This window comes from Dyella sp. CR10, assembly GCF_055814425.1.
Map to the genome: position 1 here is coordinate 3,719,935 of NZ_CP185986.1, position 21,588 is coordinate 3,741,522.

Consider the following 21,588-nt stretch of genomic DNA (forward strand, 5'->3'; position numbering starts at 1 on the left):
CTTTTTCGATGCCACGCAATATCCTGTGCTTCGGTGAAGCGCTGATCGACTTCCACGCGGAAGGACGCGATCCGCACGGCTTCCCGCGCAGCTTCATCCCCTTCGCCGGCGGCGCGCCGGCCAACGTCGCCGTCGCGGTGGCGCGCCTGGGCGGCCCGGCCGCGTTCGCCGGCATGCTGGGCCAAGACATGTTCGGCGACTTTCTGCTGGACAGCCTGCAGCGCGCCGGCGTGGATACCGCCGCGGTCGCGCGCACCGGCGCGGCGAACACCGCGCTCGCCTTCGTCGCGCTGGATGCGCATGGCGAACGCAGCTTCAGCTTCTATCGCCCGCCGTCGGCCGACCTGCTGTTCCGGCCGGAGCATTTCCGCGAGGAGAGCTTCCGCGACGCGGCCGTGTTCCACGTGTGCTCCAACAGCATGACCGAGCCGGCGCTGGCCGAAGCCACGCGCGAAGGCATGCGCCGCGCGCACGCCGCCGGTGCATGGGTGAGCTTCGACCTCAATCTGCGCCCAGCGCTGTGGCCCGGCCAGAGCGCTTCGCACGACGAGCTGTGGCCAGCGCTGCACCTGGCCGACGTCGTGAAGTTCAGTGCGGAGGAGTTCGCCTGGCTGGCCGGCGATGAAGGCGAGGAAGCGACGCTGGATCGTCTGTGGGCGGGCCGCGCACGTCTGCTGGTGGTCACCGACGCCTCGCGCACGCTGCGCTGGTTCCATCCCGACGCCGCGGGCGAGATGCCCGTCTACAGCGTGCCCACCGTGGACAGCACCGCCGCGGGCGACGCCTTCGTCGGCGGCCTGCTGCATCGCCTGGCCACGCTGGACAAGGGGCCGGACCAGATCGACCAGCTCGTCGCCGAGCTGCCTCGCCTGCACGCGATCCTGCGCTTCGCCGCCGCCTGCGGCGCGCTCACCGTTACCCGCCTGGGCTCGTTCGCCGCCATGCCGGACGAAGCCGAGGTGCTCGCCTTCATGGATACCCACGCATGAATTCCCCCGATTTCCGCAGCGAAAGTTTTCTGCGCGAGCACATCGCGCACACCATGGCCTTCTACCATCCGCGCGCCATCGACCCGGCCGGCGGTTTTTTCCACTACTTCAAGGACGACGGCACGATCTACGACCGCAGCCACCGCCACCTGGTGAGCAGCACGCGCTTCGTCTTCAACTATGCGATGGCCGCGCGCGAATTCGAGGACAAGCGCGGCGAATACCTCGACGCCGCACGCCACGGCCTGCGCTATCTGCGCGAAGTGCACCGCGACGCCGCCAGCGGCGGCTACGCCTGGACTATCCGCGACGGCAAGTCGGAGGACCGCACCTACCACGCCTATGGCGTCGCCTTCGTGCTGCTGGCCTACTCCACCGCGCTGAAGGCTGGCCTCACCGAAGTGCGGCCGTGGATGGACGAGACCTGGGAGCTGCTGGAAAAGCGCTACTGGGACGCCGACGCAGGCCTGTACCGCGACGAAGCGGACGAGCACTGGCACTTCAGCGACTACCGCGGCCAGAACGCCAACATGCACATGTGCGAAGCGATGCTCGCCGCGTACCAGGCCAGCGACGAACCGCGTTATCTCGAACGCGCGCTCACGCTCGCCGACAACATGACGCGCCGCCAGGCCGCCAAGGCCGAGGGCCTGGTGTGGGAGCACTACGATGTCCACTGGAACATCGACTGGAAGTACAACCTCGACAATCCCAAGCACCTGTTCCGTCCCTGGGGCTTCCAGCCCGGTCACCAGACCGAATGGGCCAAGCTGCTGCTGATCCTCGAACCGCTGCTGCTGGAGCGCAACCGCGAAGAAAAGTGGCTGGTGCCCACCGCACAGCACCTGTTCGACACCGCACTCGACCGCGCCTGGGACAAGGAATACGGCGGCATCGCCTACGGCTTCGCGCCGGACGGCAAGGTGTGCGACGACGACAAGTACTTCTGGGTACAGGCCGAATCGCTGGCCGCGGCGGCGCTGCTGCACGCGCGCACCGGCGATGCGAAGTACGACGAGTGGTACCAGAAGCTGTGGGCCTACTCGTGGGAGCATTTCGTCGATCACAAGTACGGCGCGTGGTTCCGCATCCTGACGCGCGACAACCGCAAGTACGACGACGAAAAGAGCCCGGCGGGCAAGGTCGACTACCACACGATGGGCGCCTGCTACGAAGTGATGGAGTTGATTCGCACAGGCGGGAAGCCCTGAGCTCTCCCCTCACCGCGCCAAAAAGAAAACCCGCCGCAAGGCGGGTTTTCTTTTGATGCCAGGAAGGTTTGCGGCCGGAGCCGCGAGTGCCAGGCGCTGCCCGCATACCCGACCCGGGGTTTCCAGCCGCAAGCCTTCCGAGCATCGAAAACTGCGCGGGGAGAATCAATGAAGCGTATGGCGACGCCTGGACGCGACGGCATGCTTGACGCTGTCGCCGCCGCGCAAGGCGAGGCGGAACGCGACGTAGAACGAAGCCACGGCAGCGAACCGCCAGGCACCGGCCTCGTCACCGCTCCCCGCCGTCGTTTGCGCGACGGAGAACAGGAACACCAGGCCGCTCGCGATCACGCCCGCGAGGCGGAGCTGGAACGGAGGGGGTTGTGGCTTGCGAAGGATCGTTTTCATGTCGCCATCGTGCGCTTCGTGGGCGTAAAGAAGCGATATGGCGACGTGCGGCGAGGCATATAGATTGCGTAAAGAGCGGCCGGGCGTGGGCTGGGTGGATGGTGGCGGACACCCATGGGTGCCGTGCGCTTGCTGGCGTTCGCTGGCGCATAGATGCGAACTGCAGGCCCCAGGCAATCCAACGAGTGAACTCTTCTCCCCTCCGGGAGAAGATGGCAGCAGCCGGATGAGGGGTGGGTGCTCGAGAAAGGGGCTCTACGAAGCAAAGGCGTGCTTTAAAGCTTCCTGTTTCATCGCTCCGTAGGTGCCTCTCACCCCGACCCTCTCCCCGGAGGGGAGAGGGGGTAGGTCGCGGCTTCGTGTTATCTCGCCGCGACATCGACAGCAGGCTCGCCCATCGCCTGATACAGCGCCGCCGTATCTATCAGGCGCGACGCCGTGGCCTGGATCTCCTGCACCCGCGCGTTCTGCCAGCGCTGCTCGGTCGCCAAGGTGAGCGGGTACGACGCGGCACCGAGCGCATAGCGGCGCCTGGTGTCGTCGTGCGACTGCTTCGCGGAAGCCGCGCCGCTCTGCGCCGCCTGAAGCGCCAGCGCATCCTGGTCCAGCGCGGTCAGCGTATCGGCCACGTTCTGGAACGCACCCAGCACGGTCTGCCGGTACTGCGCGTTAGCCGCTTCGTACGAGGCGATCGCCGCCTTGCGCTGCGCCCACAGGGCACCGCCGTGGAAGATCGGCTGCGTCAGCGAAGCCGTGGCGCCCCAGATGGTGCCCGCGCCGGTGAACAGCTTCGCCTTGTCGAAGGCCGCCGAGCCCAGTGATGCCGACAGCGACAAGTGCGGAAACAAATTGCCCGTGGCGACGCCGACTTGCGCCGATGCAGCGCGCACCGCCGCCTCCGCCGCCAGCACGTCCGGACGCTGCTTCAGCAGTTCGGACGGCAGCGACACCGGCACGTCCGCGGGCAGATGGAAGCTCGCCAGTGGCAACGCTTCCGGCGCGCGATCCGGCGTGCGCCCCAGCAGCACGGCGAGCGCATGGCGTTCGCGCAAGGCCTGTGCGCGCAGCGGCGCAAGGCTGCCATCGATCGAAGCGGCACTGCGCTGCGCCGACAGCAGATCTTCGTGCGCCGCCGCGCCGAGGCGATAAGCCTTCGCCGTGAGGTCGACCTGCTCGCGCGCCAGCGCCGCCAGGCGCTCGGTGGACTGAACCTGTTCGGCCAGCGCCGATGCATTCACCGCGGTGATGACGATGTTCGCCGCCAGCGCACGCCGCGCCGCGTCAAACTGGTAGGACTGCGCGTCCACCTGCGCGGCGGCTTGCTTCACCTCGTTGCGCGACACGCCGAAAAGGTCGAAGTCGTAGCTCAGCTGCAACTGCCCGGCATACACGTTGTAGATGTTGGTCGGCTTGCCCAGGTTGGGCAGGCCGAGCGCGCGCTGTCGGCTCACCTGTCCGCCCGCGTCCAGCGACGGCCACAGCGTGTCGCCAACTACCGCGCGGTACTGCTGCCGCACCGATTCGAGCGTGTGGCGCGCGGCCTCCAGGGAAGGACTGTTGCGCAGCCCTTCGTCGACCAGTGCATTGAGGTCCGCCGAGCCGTAGGCCTTCCACCAATCCGGCACGGCACGCTGGCCGAGTGTGAAGCGCTGCACCACGCCCTGCGCTTCCGCGCTGGCCGAGGGCGTCGGCGCCACCGTGTAATGCTCGGGGTCCGGCACCTGGGGCGGCTTCGCCGGCGGCGCGAAGGAACAACCGGCCAGGCCGAGCGCGACGCTCAGGGCGGTGGCGCGAACGGGATGAAAACGCATCATGGGGCGATCTCCTTCGGCGCCTCGTCGGCCTTGACGCGGTACCAGGCGGCATAAAGCGCCGGCAGATAGAACAGAGTAAGGATGGTGGCTACGGTAATGCCGCCCATCAGCGACGTGGCCATCGGCCCGAAGAAGTTGCTGCGCAACAGCGGGATCAGCGCGAGCACGGCCGCGGCCGCGGTCAGCGTGATGGGGCGGAAGCGCCGCACCGTGGCGCCCACGATCGCTTCCCAGCGCGGATGCCCGTCGCGGATGTCCTGCTCGATCTGATCCACCAGGATCACCGAGTTGCGCATGATGATGCCGAACATGGCGATCGTGCCCAGCATCGCGACGAAGCCGAACGGCTGGCGGAAGACCAGCAGCGACACGATCACGCCGATCAAGCCGAGCGGCGCCGTGAGCACCACCATGAAGGTGCGTCCGATGCTCTGCAGCTGGATCATCAGCAACATCAGCACCGCGATCACCATCAGCGGCATCTGGTCGTTGATCGAACCCTGCGCCTTGGCGTTCTGCTCCACCGAGCCGCCCACTTCGATGCGATAACCGACCGGCAGGCCCTTGCGCAGCTCACCGAGCTTGGCGTCGATCGCGTTGGTCACGTCCAGACCCTGCGCGCCGTTGCGCGTATCGGCCTGCACGTTGATCGACGGCTGGCGATCGCGCGCCCAGATCACGCCGTACTCCAGGCCGTAATGCACCTTGCCGAGCTGGGCCAGCGGAATCGCCACGCCGCTTGGCGTAGGCAGCGCGAGATGCTCGATCTGGTCCGGATGCACACGCTCGTTCTTCGGCGCGCGCAGGTCCACCGCGATCAGCTTGTCGCGCTCGCGATACTGCGTGACGGTGGTGCCCGACAGCGACATGGCCAGGAAGTCGGCCACGTCCTGCGAGGTCACGCCCAGCCGGCGCGCGGCCGCCTGGTCGATGTCGAAGCGCACCGAGCGCTCCGCCGGCTCGTCCCAGTCGAACTGCACGTTGCGGGTGCGCGGATCGGCACGCATCACCGTAGCGACCTTCTCGGCGATGCCGCGCACGGTGGCGATGTCATCGCCGTTGACGCGGAACTGCACCGGAAAGCCCACCGGCGGCCCGTTCTCCAGCCGGCTCACGCGGCTGCGCACGGCGCTGAAATCGCGGGCGAGCACGCCGTCGAGCACCTTCGCCAGTGCTTCGCGATTCTCCACGTCCTTGGCGGTCACCACGAACTGCGCGAAGTTCGGCTGCGCCAGCTGCTGGTCCAGCGGCAGGTAGAAGCGCGGCGCGCCGCTGCCCACGAAGCTGACATAGTTGGCCACTTCCTTGCGCTCCTTCAGCACGTTCTCCATGCGCTTGACCTGCACCAGCGTGGCGTCGAACGACGCGCCTTCGGGCAGGCGCAGGTCCACCAGCAGCTCGGGGCGGTCGGAGCTGGGGAAGAACTGCTTGGGCACCAGACCGAAGCCGGCCATCGACACCACGAACAGCGCGACGGTGACGACCAGCACCAGCGTGCGGTGTCTGAGGCAGTAATCGAGCATGCCGCGGAAGCGCTGGTAGAACGGCGTGTCGTAGATCTCGATATCGCCGCCATGCGCCGGCCGCGTCTTCGCGCTGGCGCGGCGCGCCTCGCGCCAGCGCGCTGGCAGATAGCGGGCCCACCACTCGTCGCCAGGCTGCACGCGAGCATGGTGTTCCGGCAGCAGGTGATAACCCAGCAGCGGAATCACGATCACCGCCGCCAGCCAGGACAGCAGCAGCGCGATCGCCGACACCTCGAAGATCGAGCGCGTGTATTCGCCCGTGCCGGACTTCGCCAACGCGATCGGCAGGAAGCCCGACACCGTCACCAGCGTGCCGGTAAGCATCGGGAACGCGGTGCTGGTGTAGGCGAAGGCGGCGGCGCGCGTGCGGCTCCAACCCTGTTCCAGCTTCACCGCCATCATCTCCACCGCGATGATCGCATCGTCCACCAGCAGGCCAAGCGCCAGCACCAGGGTGCCCAGCGAGACCTTGTGCAGACCAATGCCCATCAGCTCCATGCACAGCGCCGTCGCGGCCAGCACGAACGGAATGGAGATCACCACCACCATGCCGGTGCGCAGGCCCAGGCTGAGCAGGCTGACCAGCAATACGATCGCCACCGCTTCGGCGACCGATTCCAGGAAATCATCCACCGAGTGCGCCACCGCATGCGGCATGCTGGTGACCTCGGCCAGTTTCAGGCCCGCGGGCAGGCGTTTCTGCAAGGCCACGGTAGCCTGGTCCAGCGCCTTGCCCAGGTGGATCACGTCGCCGCCGGGCTGCATGGTGATGCCGATGCCCAGCACCTGCTGCGACATGAAGCGCATCTGCTGCCCGGGCGGGTCGTCGTAGCCGCGCCGGATAGTGGCGATGTCGCCCAGGCGGAAGCTCTGCTCGCCCACGCGCAGCAAGGTGTTCTCCAGCGCGGCGACGTCATTGAACTGCCCGCTGGGACGCACGTACACGCGGTCGTCCGCGGTGCTCATCACACCGGCGGAAGCCACCGCATTCTGCGCATTGATCGCTTGCGCGACCTGCTGTGGGCTGATGCCCAGCTTGGACAGGCGCGCGTTGGCAATCTCGATGGTGATGCGCTGGGTTTGGTCGCCCAGGAAATCCACCTTGCCGACACCTGGTACGCGCAGCAATTCCGCGCGCAGCTGGTCGGCGTAGTCGTGCAATTGCGCCGGCGTGAAACCGTCGCCTTCGAGCGCATAGATATTGGTGTAGACGTCGCCGAACTCGTCGTTGAAGAACGGCCCCTGCACGCCCGGCGGCAGCTGGGCGCGGATGTCGCCTACCTTCTTGCGCACCTGGTACCAGGTGTCGGGCACGGTGGCAGCGGGTGCGGAATCCTTGATGTTGAAGAAGATCAGCGATTCGCCCGGACGCGAGTAACTGCGCAGGAAGTCGATCGAGGGCGTCTCCTGCAGCTTGCGCGAGATGCGGTCGGTGACCTGGTCCTGCACTTGCTTGGCGTCTGCGCCCGGCCAGAAAGTCTGGATCACCATCACCTTGAAGGTGAACGGCGGATCCTCCGACTGCGACAGGCGGCTGTACGACAACATGCCGAACACCGTGATCATCACCATCAGGAAGAACACGAAGGACTGATGGCGCAGCGCCCAGGCCGAGAGATTGAAGCGTCCCTCGGCGTGGCCGTTTTCGGGACTGCCTTGTGGATGAGCCGACTGCGTCATAGCGGGCTGTCCTCGGCATGCGGCGGGGCCATCGGCGCGACTTTCTCGCCGGCACTCACCGCGTGCACGCCCTGCATCACCACGCGCTCGCCCGCTTCCAGTCCGGTGGCGACCAGCACGTCGCGCTCGCCATAGCGCAGCACCGTCACGGGGCGCAGCTCCAGCGTGGAATCCGCCGGGCGCACGACCCACACCGCGGGCTTCTCGGCTTCGTGGAACAGCGCGGTAGCCGGCAGGCGCACCGCCTTGGCCGCAGCCATTTCGCCGGCAAGCGCGACGTCGGCGGTCATGCCCAGGCGCACGCGCGGATCGGGCGCGTCGAGGCTCAGCTTGACGCGATAGGTACGCGTCTGCGGGTCGGCGGCTGGCGCGATCTCGCGCACGTGCGCGGTCAGCGGCTGGCCGGAGACGGACAGCAGCGATACCTTGGCGGCCTGCCCGGGCTTGAGCGCAGCGACGCGATCCTCCGGTACATCCACGTACACGTCCCGCTCGCCGGACCAGGCGAAACCGAACACCGCCTGCCCCGCCGCCAGGACCTGCCCGACCTCGGCGTGCTCGCTGGTGATGGCGCCGTCGCGGTCGGCAATCAGCGCGTTGTAGCGACTCTGATTGCCTGCCAGCTCGTATTGCTGCTTCGCCTGCGTCTGGGCGGCCAGCGCGGACGCATAGGCGTCGCGGGTCTGCTCCAGCTGTACCCGGCTGATCAGGTTTTCCTTCGCCTGCGCCTCGTCGCGATCGCGCTGCTGGGTGGCGTAGGCCAGGCGGTGCTCGGCCGCCTCCAGCGCGGCACGCGCCGCGGCTTCGTTCTTGCCGGCGTCGGCATCGTCCAGGCGGGCCAGTACCTGGCCCTTCCTGACCGTATCACCGAGGCGCGCCTCGCGTGAGATCAGCTGACCGGGCACGCGGAAGGCCAGCGGCATCTCGTAGCGAGCGTGGATTTCGCCGGGGAAACGCAGGGTCTGCCCGCCGTCGGCCGCCGGGGCCGGAAGGGCGATGACGGGTCGGGCCGCTTCGGCCTCCGGGGCCTTGTGGCCGCAGCCGGACAGCAGCGCCAGCGCCGTCGCCACGGCCAGCCAAGCCGCGGAACGGCGCGCGCGCGCCGGAAATGCTGGATAAGTCACGAGCCAACTCCTGCTGGGGATGGGGAGCGCGCGCCGACCGGATCGCGGCCGACGCCCTGATACGTCGGCGCACTCTAATACAGTGCTGTATTTGAATACAAGAAAGCATTCAAATGATGACTTCCGGCCTACGTGGTACGATGCCTGCATGGCGCGCAAACGACTCACCCGCGAAGAAAGCCGAGACCAGACCTACCAGCGTCTGCTCGAAGCGGCCGCGCATGTGATCGCCAAGAAGGGCTTCGCGGCGGCGAGCGTCGAAGACATCGTCGCGCAGGCCGGATATACACGCGGCGCGTTCTATTCCAACTTCAAGAGCAAGGCCGACCTGTTCATCGCCCTGCTCAGCCAGGACCACCAGTGCGTGCGCCAGGATCTGCAGAAGATTCTCGACGCGCCCCTGTCCATGGCTGATATGCAGGAACAGATCTCGCAGTACTACGTGCAGGTCTACCGCGACGAGAAGAACTTCATCCTGTGGGCCGAAGCGCGCCTGCTGGCGCTGCGCGACGCGAAGTTCCGCGCCCGCCTCAACGCCTACTGCCTCGAGAAGCGCGACGACATCGCCCACATCATCGAGCAGTTCTTCAAGCTGCGCGGCACCGAGCCGCCCGCCCCGCCCAAGGACCTGGCCTTCGGCACCATGGCGCTGATCGACGGCATGCGGTTCTTCAATGAAACCGCTCCCAAGGAGCTGACGGACGAAGCCGCGCAGCACACGCTGGGCGTGATCTTCAACGCGACGTTCTTCAAATAGCTCTCGGTGCACGGCGCTGCCGCAGCGGAGGCCCCATGACGATCACCGCCATCATTCCGCAGCTGCGCACCACCGACATCGCCGCCACCGTCGACTTCTACACGCAGAAGCTGGGCTTCGCGGTCGAGTTCAACTACGAGGATTTCTACGTCGGCCTGCGCGCGGGCGACCAGCTCCTGCATCTGAAACGGGTGGATGAGAAAGACCCATCCATCGCGTACGTGGCGCAGAACGGGCATCTCCACCTTTATCTCCAGACCGAAGGCGTCGCCGCGGCCGCGGCCCGGCTGAAGTCTCTTGGCGTGCCCTTGGTGGAAGACGTGCACGAGACGCCCTGGGGCACGCGCGAAGTCGTCCTCCACGACGACCAGGGCCACACCCTGTACCTCGGCGAGCCGCTGTAAGCGCCATGTCGCGATCGATGCCTGCCGTGGTGGTGATGGGCGTGGCCGGTTGCGGCAAATCCACCGCGGGCGCCGCGCTCTGCTTGCGCACCGGCGCGCGGATGATCGAAGGCGACGCGTTCCACCCCGAGAGCAACATCCGCAAGATGAGCGCCGGCATTCCGCTAGACGACAACGACCGCGCGGGTTGGCTCGCACGCCTGGGCCAGGAATTGGCGAAAGCCGTCGCCGCCGGCGACACCGCTGTACTCACCTGCTCAGCACTCAAGCGCCGTTATCGCGACACCCTGCGCGCCGCCGTGCCCGACGTGGGTTTCGTCTACCTCCCACTGACGCCGGCCGAGGCCGCCGAGCGTGTGGCGCATCGTCCTGGGCATTTCATGCCGGCGACGTTGATCGACAGCCAGTTCCGAGACCTGGAGCCGCCGACCGGTGAGCCGGGCGTGTTGACGGTTCGTGCGACGGAGCCGCTGGCGTCGATTGTCGATCGCGTCACCGCTTGGTGGTGCGGATTCCGTTCTGACTGAACACTAATTCCGGCGACTACTGGACACCCCGCTGGTGCTGACCATGGGTGTGGCGGGGTGCTTACGGCTATATTCTGGAAAGGTCCGCTATCGACCCATTTCGGACCTAATGAAAGAGGCCGACCGATGCAGCTACATGTCGTCTATACAAAGGAAGGCGTCTACCTTTCCAAGCGCGACTACCCTTCTTGGCGGGAGATTCAAGACGCCTTTGAGGGCTACATGGCTTCCGAGGGGCCATGGAATACGGAGGCCATGGTGGAGGCGCTCACGCTCGAATACTCGGGTCTCCAGCCGTCGGCGCAACACCAGGTGGAAGCCTTTCTCGAATCGCCAGATATGGTGCGGTTAGTGACGTTCGGGGACGAGGGGCCGAATCACCCTCCGAGCCACAAGAGCTGAAGCGGTAGCAAAATGCGGCGTCCGCTCCCGACCCGAAGCGGACGTACCTTCATCTGGTCAGCACCTGGGAATTTGAAGATGTCGGATCTTGTGGCCGCGGTGGATAGATTCAGAGAATGGGCTGCTACGAACCCGACCACCGGCGGGTATGGCGAATGGGAGTGCGACTATCCGGAGTGGCCGGCGCTTCATGACGCCGTCCTTCACTTTGTCGCCAATCATCCGTTTGATGCGTGGGAACCGGCTGAGCGCGCTCAGGTCCTTTACGCCGTCGCCCGTAACAATGAGATTCAATACCTCGCCAGAGAAATTAGGAAGCGGCATCCGGGGTTATTGCAGCCGCTTGCCCGAGCCGCACTTGAGGTGGGCGAATGTGACGATCGCTGGCAACTGGCGGTTGAGTTGGGCTGGCTCGGCGAAGAATCTGAAGCGCTGTTGCTGACAATGGTTCGCGACGAAAATGAATACGTACGGCGAATGGCCCTCCAGTCACTTCTCCGGATCGGCTCTGCAGCCGTTGAGGAGCAGGCTCTAGCGATGTGGCACAAGCCAGATGCAGCGCAAGAATGGTCTCGAATGATGGCGCTCTATTGCCTTCACAGTATTGATTCGCCACAACTTCAGGAATTGTTGGCTGCGGCTGAAGCGGATGAGCGAGAGCCTCTCCGTGCGTATGCCGGTCGTATTCGGCGTGGAGAATCCCTTGACTAGTGTCCGCTTCCGACCCGAAGCTGACAGTTTTGGTTCTTGCGTATTCGCTTTGCACAAGGATAGTCGCGTGTCGCATCCATCCGACCAAATCAAGATGCTGATCGAAAGGAATTCCCAAGATGTACGCCGCCTTCATGGACGTATCCGTGAAACGCTTGCCCTTCGGAACCTAAGACCGGAGAAGCGTGAGGAGTGGAAGCGAGCTTGTGAGGTCTTTCACAGCCGATATGACGAACTGTCATTTCCGGGTGGTTTTAAAGGTGCAATGGATCGCCTTGTCGCTGGCGACCCGGAAACGATGGAGGCGGCCATTTGCTTTCTTGAGCTGAGGCCGTATTTCTTTCGATCTGGCTACATGTTTGAAGCGCTTCTCCGCAAGGCGAAACATGCCCCGCTCAATGTCGAGCAACGGGCGCGATTACAGTTCGTTGCCGAAAGCTTTCGAGCTTGGAAGGCCTCGAAACGTGAAAGAAGGCATCAGGACGAAGCGGGCGTTTAACTTATCAACCGGTATCCACTTCCGATCCGGAGTCGACCTAAGAAGCTTTGCTCTCAACTAGGAACCTCGCCTTGGATTCGCTCATGGACATTCCAGAAAGCACGCTTACACGCTGGGCCGATACATGTATCCATATGAATCATTTGTGCACCTTGATTCAAAGGGAGCTAAAGATCGGCAACCTTGAGCGCGCCACGGATCTCTCTGAGCGTGCGAGAAAAAGAGCGCGGGATCTTATCAACGAGCTTTTTGCTGTCGGCGCGAGCAAGCCAGAAGGTTATGCTGAGGCAGACAAAAGTGCCTAGCGGATGTCCTGGCGCGGGCTTTGGTTGGAATCGGCTGTCCGCGTCGACCGTAGCGGACGTGCCGAGAAGCACCAAATAGGACAGGCCATGGCGGCGGACCAGAAATCGATGGACGATGCACGGAAATGGAATTCGGAGCTCGATGGCACACTCCACGCCGAAGGCGTTGTCGACGAAACACTCTATCTGCGGCTCTTGGAGGCCTATCGATATGACGCGGCCTCATCTGTTGGTTGGGTCGAAGCGAAGATGGGAGTGCTGATGAACCGAGTGCGGCAAGGAAAAGAATTGAGCCTGTTTACCGCAACGACACGAGGGCAAACGCTGATTCGGAACGCACTAGAGCTTCGATCCTGGATTGATGAGAATTTCTCCGGGCTGAAAGCGCCGTAAGGTCTGCTTTCGACCCACAGCGGACCTTTCGGAAGTGCCCTCATTGAGCAACAACAGCAGAGTGACCAACACCAGCACGCTGTTCAAACCGTGCCGGAACCGCTGTTCAGTCATCGCCGGCGCCCGCATGGTGGCGTTGAAACGTCGCGGGCCAGCACGTCTGACGTACACGAACTTCGCAACACCTGCCTGAGCTCATGCCTCGCGATGAGCCCAGGCCAGGAATGCTGAAGATAGCGATGCGTCCGCTACGCCGCCGACGTCGAGCGCTCTGCCCTGCTCCGTACCGTTTGCCATTGCATCCGCAGATGTGCCTGCGTGGCGCTGCGCGTACCCATCTCAACGAACGCGGCGATGCCTTCCAGCATCACGGTCAACCGGCGAGCGTCCGGGGCGCCGCGTTCGTTGACCAGTTCCGTCAGCAACTGGAGGTTGTTGTGCGCGTAGTGCAACCACTCGGTGGCGTCGTTCAACAACGCTTCCGGGCCGGCATCGGGATCGGAAAAATAGCGGGTGTGGCGGGTGGTCCAGGGTTCGCCGAAGACGTTCATGGGTAATTCCTTGTCATGAAATGCCGCTCCCCGTTCCGAGAACGGCACGCCGCAGACAGCACGACGTGCCGCGATCACACGGACTCGAGGGTTCACCGACGGCCCATGCCTGGGCGCCGGGCGGCTGATTGAGGAAGTGGGTGCGACGTCAGTGCGTTCCGCCGTCGCGCAAGGCGACGCGCCGGGTTGCACGGCTAAGGACAATCCTTGCGAAAACCACCTGGGCCGCGGTTCTTCAACCGTGACTGCGAGGGGTGCAGACGGCCCGGATGAGCGGTGGGGGTGTCGCCGAGGGGATCGGCGGGCGTGAAGGTGCCGTATGATCTGGGGTAGCCATGATCAACTCCATGATAGTTGGTGATGGTCAGCGGGTCAGGGGTGTTCGCTGCACCCTTGGCCCGCGCTCTCATAGCATTGCTGCCATGGTTGCTCGCGACACGTCTGAAACCGCTACGCGGGCAACGGGATCGACACTAGCAAAATCGGTTTTGGTTGTCTGTAGGTGCATGCCTCATGTGCGCATGGTGCAGACTATGGGCGAAAAAAATTCATCGTCACGGCTTTTATACATGCCATTCAAGTTTGGCATCACCAGATTGGACTTGGCCAACTGACAAAGCGATCATCACGTCACCATGAGCGGCGCTCAGCACCGCTATATGTCGCCGCCCTTCTGATCTAAGTTCTCAGCTGCGTGCCAGTGATAGTTGTGCATTGTCTGCAAAGAGGTAATCGCGATAGCGACTGAGACCTCCTATGTAGCGTAGCGAAGATGCTTGCTTCCAATCGCGGCCCAGTTCCCGGCTCAACATCTGGCCAACTTCTTGGCGACTAGCATTTGGGTAAGTGGCAAAAAGTCGTTCCAGGATAACTATGGACCGAGCATTCTTTACTGCTTGCGCCATAGTTTTTACGAGTTCATCGATATTCCTCGGCAGTGTTGGTGCCAACGTAATGCCTTCCGATGTGCGCATGGCCAGCCCAAGCGCAACCAGATCCGAGGTTGGATTTCGCCAGACCCCGCTGATCTCGGCTGAAGGAAGCGCTCCATGATCAGCAAGGCGTGAAAGCAGTGAGATCGCCGCCTCGGGGGTGCCGCTCGCAAGAAAATCGCCCTGCCGATTTGTTCTCCCTCTTTCAAATTGCTTTCCAAACAGTGATCCAAAATTTTTTCCGGAGAGCACGCGAAGAGCATTGTGTTTTTGCTCAATGAGCCCGGCGTACTCAAGCCAAGGAACAAGACGTGTCAGATAATTATTTCGTGTCTCCAGCTTCACAGATGAGCCAGAATATGCCTCACTGACGATCTGGATAGCTTTTGCTCTCTCAATTAAGCCATCCGTGGTTCCGTCCAGAATCTTCTTGTATAAGAAATGTTCTTCAAACTGAGATCGCAATCGGAAGGGAACGCCCTGCATTTGAATGCCATCTAAAAGGGTGTGGTCACCACTTACAGATTTTCCAACCACCGCCAGGTTAGTAAGATCGGTAATGATGTTGACGACCGTACTTTCAGAGTATCCGAGTTCTTCGGCAAGGGTTCGAGTGTTACATGAGCCATATGAATCGATTACTCGACATGCGGCCAGCGCCATGCTTGCGGTGCAGTTTGGGATATAGGTCAAGGGTATATAAGGAACCTTTCCCTCATTAAGATAATCTCTGAAGATATCCCAATAGACGGCTAGCTTTTGCCCCGCCCTGATGGCGAGACGGCGCTCTATAAGACTATCAATTACTTCTTGGCCATATCGTTCTGCCGCGTCCAATGAATCGACTGGTGAGTTGCCTGCAATGTATCTCAGGCTTAGCACTTGATTTTCTGTGAGCGGCTCGATGTCTTCGTCAAACAGAGCGCCAACATTTAAGCGACTGCTAACGAGTTTTGTCTGCGACACTCCCTTTCTTATTTGGCTGTGCACATGTATGCATAGTTTTTTGAGTAACCAAGGCAATCCTTGCCCCTGTTCGAGAATCCTTCGGCGTAGCGGGGGAAGAAAGCGCGTTTTGAGAGTCGATTCGAACTGAGATATGACTCGGGAGGATTCACCAGCATCAAATCCTTCTAATATCTTGGTTAAACGGTGATCCCTAAGTCCACTCCAGACCTGATAGGCCGGGTTACTATCGGAGAAAGAGATGCCTGTACGCCAAGAGAAGCCGAGGACGATATTGGATTGGCGTGCCTGCACATCTAGCGCAAATCGGTGGAACGCCCTGAATACCGGCGCCAGCTCATCCTTCGTTAGTGTTTCTTCAAACTGATCGAAGAAAACGACCAGTACCTTCTCTTCCTGCTCAAGAGCACCGATGACAGATCCAATGGATGGACCTGCAAGCACATTGTCAAGATCCTCGACCTTGAGGTCGTGAAGGTGTGGAAGAAATTTATGTGCTTGTGCGGACCTGATTGCGGCGAGAAGTGCTTCTGCTACGAAAAGCGGCCCTCTGGCAGAGCGAACGTCAACAGAGAACAAGTGAAACTTGGACCTCCATTTCTTGTTCCGGAATCGCTCTGCGAGCTTGGCAACTAGCGAAGACTTCCCATAGCCCGATGCACCCGTAAGTGCAAGAACACGGGTCTGTGATTTCTTGCTTCGGACATCACCCAGGTAATCCCAGATCTCCTTCTGGAGGCCAACGCGGCCTACAAAGTCCTCTGGACGGCAAGGGCGATAGTCAATCAGATCATCAGCGGTTGTTACTTGGCTAACTACCTCGGGCTTCAAAAGACCGTGAGCTGGCAATGCATCGGTAACCCTAGATGTCGCGTTCTCCTGAAAGTGAGATACGGGCAATCCGTCGAGTACTCCATAGATATCGAGCAGCTGACGAACGTTGTCAGTATCCAGCGCCGGGCTATCGGCCGATTTCACTAGGAGCAGCCTACTCGGGCGGCCATCTGATTGCTGCTGCAGCAGCCAGAAGTAGTCATAGTCAGGATGAACAATTAAGGTCGCGTGCGAGATGCTCGCATCGAGCTTTGTTGGTAGCGGAGGGGCTAGATTCGCATCAACTAAAGACTCAACCAATTGATTGGGACCGTAGACAGAAAAACTTACGCGGTCATCCGCGATCAATTCTTCGTAAGCACCTTTTGCTTCCTTGGATAGCTCGCTTGCTGAGAAAAGGGCGAATTTGTCGAGTCTTCGCCGAAAGCCTTGACCGGTCATCAGGTCGAGAACGTTTGCCCCTACCGGACGATCAAGGAACTTGCACTCTATGTAGATATTGTCGCCGGAGGGCTTGTGGCGACCGAGCAGGTCTATTTCCATGCCCGTGAAGCGAATTCGCTTAATAATTTCGTAGGACTGCTTCGTCAATAGCCGGGAGGCCAGCTTTTCAAGGAATTCACCCTTTTGATCGTTGCTCCAATCGCTCGGAATTAGTATTCGAAGGGTTTGCTCTGCTTCCGTAGGGCGCACTCTGTTTCCTCCTTATACGTGAAAGAGTACCGACTAGCGACTGGCGCACCCGTATGGGCAACACTGTCAGTAGAGGGCATAGATTTTTGATTTCTTCGTCTTGACTGTCCGGTGCAGCCTATCAGAGCAACGCGAAAGGTAGGCGCCCTTTATCAAGGCTGGAAAGAACTCCCGATAAGGTGTCGGAGGTAATTAATTAAGAATCCGGCTCTTTCCAGGTCATCACCCTTAAGGCCGCTTTGTCATGTTTGAGGCCGGTATTCACTCAGGGCCTATCGTCTGCCGGCATCCCCCGATAAGCGCCAGATGTAAAGCGAGTCTTGGTGGACGGTCGCTGATTAGGGTGGGTGCACTCATCGCCGAACAACCACATGGTGCCAACGGCGCGAGTCGGCGTCGCTTGTTCTAGCGTGATGCGATTTCCTACAGAGCCCCCGGTCGCCAGAAGCTTCATCCCAACTGCCAACCCATCGTTAGCACCACGATCCAGTTCCAGCCGATATCGACACTCGAATTGGTCCGCATCCTTATCACGCAAGCGATTCACCGAAACCACGCCGACTTCCAACGGCACCTCGCGAATCAGCGACTGCTGAGCAGGTGGCAGATCAGGTACGCCGTCTACCTTCCGCTGCTCATCCCCCGTGCGCATGAGAAACGAGCCCTGCGCGTCTTTCCGCGGCTCGTCACCCAAATTCACGGCGCTGGCGAACGCGGGAAGTTCGTCCTGGGAAATCATGTACATGCGCTCGCCCCAGGCCACAGGTATTAAGTGGTCGGCAAAGCCGATCCCCCTCTGGTCGTTCGGCTGCTCATACTCCAGCAGCAGACTGCCGTCCGCCTGAGGAATCACCCTTCCCTTGTTTGCTGAGTAGGTACCAAGGCATCCCTGCCATGTGGCAGCGACGCCAGAAACGGGCGCGAGAGATAGGGACACGTTCTGGCCCAGACCATCGCCGAAGTAGTAGTCGCCCGCCCAGGCCACTTTCGGTGTCGCCAAATTCTCTTTGTCTATAGCAGCGCGCTGCGCCTCGACGGCATGCTCGAAAGCTCTTTGTGTTGCAATGTCCTGGGAGCTACCTGCCTGGGGTGAGGCTGATTGGGACGGGCATGCGTAGCCCAAGGACGCAGCGCCGAGCAGCGCCAGAGATAGCCCCCATTGGACAAGGCGGCGGCTTTGCGCAAGCGAGTACATCATCCATGTCTCCCCGTATGGCATGAAAGTAACAACGGCTCGGAACGACTCTTTCTAGTTGAGCGTAAGCCCTACTCGATACTGCGCAAGGCTACAGCCTCGATCTAGCGCCGAAACCCCACAGCGCGCCCGGCTCCGTCAGCTCCCGAGAATCGTGGCGCACCAAACGCTGCAACCTGAGCGTTGAAGCTCCCTGCCCCATGACCCGGATATTACCGATCCGCTCATGTCCGCGCCGGGTCTGGTGATCTGCGCTAGTAGGTAGCTCCCATCTGGCCGACTTTGACTTGATGCCCGGCAGCGACGACGGCCATGGCGAACGCCCCTCGATGCGGAAATGAGGCCTACCGCATCTTTTCCGCCCATGCGACGCACTCAAGGTGGAAACCGCTCCCGTCGATATGCTCAGATGCGACTCCTTCGCCGTTCCCTGCGCCCGCTGTCATTTACGCCGGGTGTAAGGCACGGCATCCCATTTCGCCGTTCTTTCATGCCAGGGGGCATACGAGAATGCATTCCAGCACCAGCCGGCAGGCGGGTTTCACGCTTATTGAGTTGATGATCGTGGTTGCGATCATCGCGATTCTTGCCGCCATCGCGATTCCGGCTTACCAGGACTACCTGATCCGAACCCAGGTGATGGAGGGTTTTTCCCTGGCCGAAGGGCCGAAGTTGTCCGTCACCGAGTACTACGACAACACTGGCGAGTTCCCAACCACGGAGGCTCAAGCCGGGCTGCTGGGCGCCAATGCCTACGCGGGAAAATACGTCAGCCGCGTGGATGCCATTACCCGGCCAGGCAACATCCTTGTGCACTTCGACAGCACCGGTGGCCAGGTGGCCAACAAAGCGATCGACGGGCTTCAGCTGGGCTTCTCGGCGATCACCGCGGAAGGTTCGATCAAATGGGTTTGCACCAATCGCAATATCAACGGCATTCCGCTGAGGTATCTGCCGACGAGCTGCCGCTGAGAGTTGCGCCCAGAAAAAACCGGCAGCGCCTGCGCGGCTAAAACCGGCTAAAGACAATGGCTAAAGATTCTGACAGCCCGGCTAGGCCGCCCCATGGTCTGCTTCACCTACCCGACGTGGGGTGAAAACACAGGCCAGGATCATGAATCGCGAGCAGAGAGCGCGTGCCGAGCTTCTCCATCGCCTGCATGCCGGCCCGACGCCACTGATGCTCCCCAACGCCTGGGATGCCGCCAGTGCACGGGTGATCGAGAACGCGGGCGCCAAGGCGATCGCCACCACCAGCGCCGGCATGGCCTGGGCGCTTGGCTATCCCGATGGCGAGCAGTTGCCCGTGCAGGATCTGCTGGACGCTTGCCGGCGTATTTGCGGAGTGGCCTCTGTGCCGGTCAGCGTCGATATCGAACGCGGTTATGGACAGGACACGCAAGCCACCAGCGACATGGTCGACGCACTGATCCAACTGGGCGTGGTGGGTATCAACATCGAGGACGGCACCGAGCCGGGCACGCAGACGCTGGCGAACCCGAGCGTGCTGTGCGAGCGCATCGCCTGTGTGCGGGCGATGGCGCGGCATCATGATCTGCCGTTCTTCATCAACGCGCGCATCGATACCTATCTGAGCAATCTCTCGCCGGAAGCGCGCCTGGAGGAAACGCGAAAGCGTGCACTGGCCTATATCGACGCCGGCGCCGATGGCATCTTCCTTCCTGGGCTCGCCAATGCCGAGGACATCGCAACGCTGGTGCAATGGCTACCGGTGCCGCTCAATGTCTACGCCGGCTACCCGGGCGCCCCGGCTGCGCAAATGCTTCAGCAACTCGGCGTGCGACGCATCAGCCTGGGTTGCGGCCCGATGCAGACCACGCTGGCACATCTGGGCGCCATGGCGGCAGAAGCGCTCGATGAGGGGTGTTACGACACGATGGGTGAGCGGATGTTGTCCCCGAGCGAAGCGAACGGTTTGTTCGCAAGGAGCGCACCTAAGGCAGAACGTATGCGCGAGGTCTCCACGCCGACATACTGATACTCGCCGACTGCCCGCCCGCAGCCTCACCGGCATGCCGGTGAGGCTTACAGTCATTTCCGGCGGATCACTTCGAGTCGTGACATCCCGGCTGCATAGCCGCAGCGACTAGAGCGCCAGCCACGCGTACATGTACAGCGTGTTGTTGTCGTGGGCGTTGCGTCCCGCACCGTCGATGTTGCGGACCGCCCCGGCGAAGCGCGTGTAGAAGGTGTATTGCGCTGCGAGACGCAGGTTGGCGAAGGGCGCGCCCCACGAGTCCGACTTGCCGAAGGGATTCCAGTCGAGCTCGACTACGCCGCCGTCGGTGTTGGGTTTGCCGCTGCCGGTATAAAGCAGGGCGTCGGCGCTGCCTTTATTGGCGAACGCGCCCAGGGTCGCGCCCCAGGTGTTCTGGTACCAGTAGCTGGCGTCGAGGTTCAGCACACGCAATGAGTTGTGCAGGTGCTCGGCGCCGCCAGTCGCGTAAGTGGCGTCCAGGCGCTGGCGCTCATCCATATAGAGCCCCTTGACGGTGACGACGTGGTCGGTGCCGTCGATGTGCTGGTAGCTCGCGTCGATGCCAAGATCGCGAAAATGGTCGGTCGGGCCGGGAAGGCCGATGGCATTGCCTTCCGCATTCACGCCGACAAGACCTTTGCGGGCGTCGAACAGCATGCCGCCGATTTCGATATTGCCGTCCGCCACGTTGTGCATATAGGCGATGCGCCCGTACGGCGCGACGCCGGCGAGGCGTCCGGCGAAGTCCACATTGACATGATGCAGGGCCGCCGGCGACAGCGAGCGATAGCCGCCGGCTTCGACGTACCACGCACCGTCGATCTGCGTATAAGCGCTGGCGCCGACCACATTCGCGGCCAAGCCTCCGAACAACAGTGGCGCGGCCGGCGCGCCCGGCGCGAGATCCGGCGACATGTAGGGGAATTGCCAGGCCGGCGTGGTGTTGAACACGTCGCTCATGCCTGGGTTGTTGTTCAACGAGATGCCCCAGAGACCGCTGTGTCCGGATGCCGTGAAAGTGCGGGCATAGCGCAGCTCGGTATTGTCCCAGCCCAGCTTGCCGCCGTTCTCGGAGTAGGTCGCCTGCGCGAACATGCCCAAGTGATCGCTGATGCGACCGGCCAAGAACATCGACGCCTGTTCAAGCTCCAGATTGTCGTTGCGTTCGAAGCCCTTGGCCGGCGAATCCCCCTGCGACTTACTCGTGCGGGTAAATGCCTCGACCAGCATCGCCGAAAGCGGAACCTTCGTGTCGTCGCCGACCTTGAGGGTATAGCCGAGCAGCTTGAACTGTCTCCCGAACGGCGTGAGCTGCGGACCGAAACCGCCGACGTGGCAACTTGCGCAGGCTTGATGCGTTTGCCGCGCGAAGGAAGGAACGGCGCGCGCACCGGATGGCGTGAAGGCCAGCCATAGCGCGATGAAGAAGACAGCGAGATGCGAAAGGTATCGTGGCACGTACGTGTGCCGTGGACGCTTGACCATCGTCATGTACCAACACTCCTGTTTGTTTGATTGAGCTATGAGCTATGGCCCGCGAACGCAGGCGCACTCCAACTCATGTCGCATGAAAATGCGGCATGAATAGACCTTGCGCGGGGCGCCGATGTTATCGGTGCGATACGGCTAGTGGGCGTGAAAGCATCGAGCGGCAAGAAAGCTTTAAGC

General features: G+C 62.1%; 20 protein-coding genes. 12 read left to right on the forward strand and 8 right to left on the reverse strand.

The annotated features are described in order from the left end of the window. The first annotated feature begins 8 nt into the window (after window positions 1–8). Window positions 9–989 carry a carbohydrate kinase family protein gene (locus tag ACNR9O_RS16785; protein WP_473686761.1) on the forward strand — a complete coding sequence of 327 codons (981 nt, stop codon included), beginning with the start codon at window positions 9–11 and terminating at the stop codon, window positions 987–989. Next, entirely contained in the window at window positions 986–2,200 is a 1,215-nt protein-coding gene (locus tag ACNR9O_RS16790) for an AGE family epimerase/isomerase (protein ID WP_473686759.1), read from the forward strand. Before ACNR9O_RS16785 ends, ACNR9O_RS16790 begins: the two co-directional genes overlap by 4 nt. A gap of 165 nt (window positions 2,201–2,365) precedes the next feature. Here ACNR9O_RS16790 and ACNR9O_RS16795 read toward each other — a convergent pair whose 3' ends face one another. The 4 genes from ACNR9O_RS16795 to ACNR9O_RS16810 form a co-directional block, all read right to left on the reverse strand. After that, window positions 2,366–2,608, reverse strand: coding sequence for a hypothetical protein (locus tag ACNR9O_RS16795; protein ID WP_473686757.1), 243 nt, complete (start codon window positions 2,606–2,608; stop codon window positions 2,366–2,368). A 362-nt stretch (window positions 2,609–2,970) separates the two neighbouring features. Beyond that, the gene (locus tag ACNR9O_RS16800; protein ID WP_473686755.1) at window positions 2,971–4,422 is read right to left on the reverse strand and encodes an efflux transporter outer membrane subunit; all 1,452 of its coding nucleotides are present in this window, start codon (window positions 4,420–4,422) and stop codon (window positions 2,971–2,973) included. Next, window positions 4,419–7,628 (reverse strand): efflux RND transporter permease subunit, encoded by a 3,210-nt coding sequence (locus tag ACNR9O_RS16805; protein WP_473686753.1) that lies wholly within the window; start codon window positions 7,626–7,628, stop codon window positions 4,419–4,421. Before ACNR9O_RS16805 ends, ACNR9O_RS16800 begins: the two co-directional genes overlap by 4 nt. After that, the gene (locus ACNR9O_RS16810) at window positions 7,625–8,752 is read right to left on the reverse strand and encodes an efflux RND transporter periplasmic adaptor subunit (protein WP_473686751.1); all 1,128 of its coding nucleotides are present in this window, start codon (window positions 8,750–8,752) and stop codon (window positions 7,625–7,627) included. The genes ACNR9O_RS16805 and ACNR9O_RS16810 overlap by 4 nt, the downstream gene beginning before the upstream one ends. Before the next feature lie 148 nt (window positions 8,753–8,900). On the opposite strand from ACNR9O_RS16810, the gene ACNR9O_RS16815 reads away from it, so the two are divergent. The 8 genes from ACNR9O_RS16815 (at window position 8,901) to ACNR9O_RS16850 (ending at window position 12,750) form a co-directional block, all read left to right on the forward strand. Further along, complete coding sequence (locus ACNR9O_RS16815) at window positions 8,901–9,509, forward strand: TetR/AcrR family transcriptional regulator (RefSeq protein WP_473686749.1); 609 nt, start codon at window positions 8,901–8,903, stop codon at window positions 9,507–9,509. Window positions 9,510–9,544: 35 nt separating this feature from the next. Beyond that, complete coding sequence (locus ACNR9O_RS16820; protein WP_473686747.1) at window positions 9,545–9,913, forward strand: VOC family protein; 369 nt, start codon at window positions 9,545–9,547, stop codon at window positions 9,911–9,913. Between the two features lie 17 nt (window positions 9,914–9,930). After that, complete coding sequence (locus tag ACNR9O_RS16825; protein WP_473686745.1) at window positions 9,931–10,440, forward strand: gluconokinase; 510 nt, start codon at window positions 9,931–9,933, stop codon at window positions 10,438–10,440. 126 nt (window positions 10,441–10,566) lie between these two features. After that, a complete protein-coding gene (locus ACNR9O_RS16830) occupies window positions 10,567–10,842 on the forward strand; it encodes a hypothetical protein (RefSeq protein WP_473680714.1) in 276 nt (91 codons plus the stop codon). 78 nt (window positions 10,843–10,920) lie between these two features. After that, the gene (locus tag ACNR9O_RS16835; RefSeq protein WP_473686743.1) at window positions 10,921–11,553 is read left to right on the forward strand and encodes a HEAT repeat domain-containing protein; all 633 of its coding nucleotides are present in this window, start codon (window positions 10,921–10,923) and stop codon (window positions 11,551–11,553) included. A gap of 67 nt (window positions 11,554–11,620) precedes the next feature. Next, a complete protein-coding gene (locus tag ACNR9O_RS16840) occupies window positions 11,621–12,052 on the forward strand; it encodes a hypothetical protein (RefSeq protein ID WP_473686741.1) in 432 nt (143 codons plus the stop codon). An 83-nt stretch (window positions 12,053–12,135) separates the two neighbouring features. Then, entirely contained in the window at window positions 12,136–12,357 is a 222-nt protein-coding gene (locus ACNR9O_RS16845; RefSeq protein ID WP_473686739.1) for a hypothetical protein, read from the forward strand. 87 nt (window positions 12,358–12,444) lie between these two features. Beyond that, window positions 12,445–12,750, forward strand: coding sequence for a hypothetical protein (locus tag ACNR9O_RS16850; RefSeq protein WP_473686737.1), 306 nt, complete (start codon window positions 12,445–12,447; stop codon window positions 12,748–12,750). Window positions 12,751–12,998: 248 nt separating this feature from the next. On the opposite strand, the gene ACNR9O_RS16855 is transcribed toward ACNR9O_RS16850, so the two are convergent. The 3 genes from ACNR9O_RS16855 to ACNR9O_RS16865 all read right to left on the reverse strand — a co-directional run bounded on the left by ACNR9O_RS16855 (window position 12,999) and on the right by ACNR9O_RS16865 (window position 17,924). Beyond that, window positions 12,999–13,301: a hypothetical protein gene (locus ACNR9O_RS16855; protein ID WP_473686735.1), complete on the reverse strand. Its 303-nt coding sequence runs from the start codon at window positions 13,299–13,301 to the stop codon at window positions 12,999–13,001. 686 nt (window positions 13,302–13,987) lie between these two features. Continuing rightward, window positions 13,988–16,726, reverse strand: a complete 2,739-nt coding sequence (locus ACNR9O_RS16860) for an nSTAND1 domain-containing NTPase (protein ID WP_473686733.1) — start codon at window positions 16,724–16,726, stop codon at window positions 13,988–13,990. Window positions 16,727–16,991: 265 nt separating this feature from the next. Continuing rightward, a complete protein-coding gene (locus ACNR9O_RS16865) occupies window positions 16,992–17,924 on the reverse strand; it encodes a hypothetical protein (RefSeq protein ID WP_473686731.1) in 933 nt (310 codons plus the stop codon). 507 nt (window positions 17,925–18,431) lie between these two features. Here ACNR9O_RS16865 and ACNR9O_RS16870 point away from each other — a divergent pair. Both ACNR9O_RS16870 and ACNR9O_RS16875 read left to right on the forward strand, forming a co-directional pair. Further along, window positions 18,432–18,893 carry a pilin gene (locus ACNR9O_RS16870; protein WP_473686729.1) on the forward strand — a complete coding sequence of 154 codons (462 nt, stop codon included), beginning with the start codon at window positions 18,432–18,434 and terminating at the stop codon, window positions 18,891–18,893. Window positions 18,894–19,035: 142 nt separating this feature from the next. After that, window positions 19,036–19,920 carry an isocitrate lyase/PEP mutase family protein gene (locus ACNR9O_RS16875; protein ID WP_473686727.1) on the forward strand — a complete coding sequence of 295 codons (885 nt, stop codon included), beginning with the start codon at window positions 19,036–19,038 and terminating at the stop codon, window positions 19,918–19,920. A 108-nt stretch (window positions 19,921–20,028) separates the two neighbouring features. On the opposite strand, the gene ACNR9O_RS16880 is transcribed toward ACNR9O_RS16875, so the two are convergent. After that, entirely contained in the window at window positions 20,029–21,411 is a 1,383-nt protein-coding gene (locus ACNR9O_RS16880; protein WP_473686725.1) for a hypothetical protein, read from the reverse strand. Window positions 21,412–21,588: the final 177 nt, after the last annotated feature.

Coding starts and splice junctions, on each gene's coding strand:
- ACNR9O_RS16825 (WP_473686745.1), top strand. CDS start 9,931: ATGCCTGCCGTGGTGGTGATGGGCGTGGCCGGTTGCGGCAAATCCACC.
- ACNR9O_RS16790 (WP_473686759.1), top strand. CDS start 986: ATGAATTCCCCCGATTTCCGCAGCGAAAGTTTTCTGCGCGAGCACATC.
- ACNR9O_RS16865 (WP_473686731.1), bottom strand. CDS start 17,924: ATGATGTACTCGCTTGCGCAAAGCCGCCGCCTTGTCCAATGGGGGCTA.
- ACNR9O_RS16855 (WP_473686735.1), bottom strand. CDS start 13,301: ATGAACGTCTTCGGCGAACCCTGGACCACCCGCCACACCCGCTATTTT.
- ACNR9O_RS16815 (WP_473686749.1), top strand. CDS start 8,901: ATGGCGCGCAAACGACTCACCCGCGAAGAAAGCCGAGACCAGACCTAC.
- ACNR9O_RS16795 (WP_473686757.1), bottom strand. CDS start 2,608: ATGAAAACGATCCTTCGCAAGCCACAACCCCCTCCGTTCCAGCTCCGC.
- ACNR9O_RS16785 (WP_473686761.1), top strand. CDS start 9: ATGCCACGCAATATCCTGTGCTTCGGTGAAGCGCTGATCGACTTCCAC.
- ACNR9O_RS16875 (WP_473686727.1), top strand. CDS start 19,036: ATGAATCGCGAGCAGAGAGCGCGTGCCGAGCTTCTCCATCGCCTGCAT.
- ACNR9O_RS16800 (WP_473686755.1), bottom strand. CDS start 4,422: ATGATGCGTTTTCATCCCGTTCGCGCCACCGCCCTGAGCGTCGCGCTC.
- ACNR9O_RS16845 (WP_473686739.1), top strand. CDS start 12,136: ATGGACATTCCAGAAAGCACGCTTACACGCTGGGCCGATACATGTATC.
- ACNR9O_RS16850 (WP_473686737.1), top strand. CDS start 12,445: ATGGCGGCGGACCAGAAATCGATGGACGATGCACGGAAATGGAATTCG.
- ACNR9O_RS16870 (WP_473686729.1), top strand. CDS start 18,432: ATGCATTCCAGCACCAGCCGGCAGGCGGGTTTCACGCTTATTGAGTTG.
- ACNR9O_RS16835 (WP_473686743.1), top strand. CDS start 10,921: ATGTCGGATCTTGTGGCCGCGGTGGATAGATTCAGAGAATGGGCTGCT.
- ACNR9O_RS16830 (WP_473680714.1), top strand. CDS start 10,567: ATGCAGCTACATGTCGTCTATACAAAGGAAGGCGTCTACCTTTCCAAG.
- ACNR9O_RS16880 (WP_473686725.1), bottom strand. CDS start 21,411: ATGACGATGGTCAAGCGTCCACGGCACACGTACGTGCCACGATACCTT.
- ACNR9O_RS16805 (WP_473686753.1), bottom strand. CDS start 7,628: ATGACGCAGTCGGCTCATCCACAAGGCAGTCCCGAAAACGGCCACGCC.
- ACNR9O_RS16820 (WP_473686747.1), top strand. CDS start 9,545: ATGACGATCACCGCCATCATTCCGCAGCTGCGCACCACCGACATCGCC.